Below are 575 nucleotides of genomic sequence, written 5' to 3' on the forward strand. Positions count from 1 at the left end.
GCAGCGCCGTCATTGAGGCCGGATGCATTGCCCGCCGTCACCGTGCCTTCCTTGTCGAAGGCAGGTTTCAGCTTGGTCAGCGCTTCGATAGTCGCGCCTGGACGAATATATTCGTCGGACGAAACGACCACGTCGCCCTTGCGCGTCTTGACCGTGAACGGGACGATTTCATCCTCGAACTTTCCGGCTTTCTGTGCGGCTTCCGCCTTGTGCTGGGAACGAAGCGCGAACTCGTCCTGATCGGCGCGGGTCAACTGCCATTGGCGTGCAATGTTCTCGGCCGTGATCCCCATGTGATAGCCGTGGAACGCATCGGTCAGGCCGTCCTTGAGCATGGTGTCGATCATCTTGAAGTCGCCCATTTTCACGCCGCCGCGCAGATGCGCGCAATGCGGCGCCATGGACATGGATTCCTGACCGCCAGCCACGATGACCTTCGCATCGCCGGACTGGATCTGCTGCATGCCAAGGGCTACGGCGCGCAAGCCCGAGCCGCAAAGCTGGTTGATCGCAAAACCCGTTGCTTCTTTCGGGCAACCCGCCGCCATTGCGGCCTGACGCGCGGGGTTCTGCCC

General features: G+C 61.7%; 1 protein-coding gene. It reads right to left on the reverse strand.

Going from position 1 to position 575, the window contains the following annotated elements:
• Nucleotides 1-575: beta-ketoacyl synthase N-terminal-like domain-containing protein (locus JAU75_RS23935; RefSeq protein ID WP_371836244.1), on the reverse strand; the 575-nt coding region annotated here is incomplete at both ends.

The sequence above is a fragment of the Ochrobactrum sp. Q0168 genome (genome assembly GCF_016427605.1).
Lineage (GTDB): Bacteria > Pseudomonadota > Alphaproteobacteria > Rhizobiales > Rhizobiaceae > Brucella.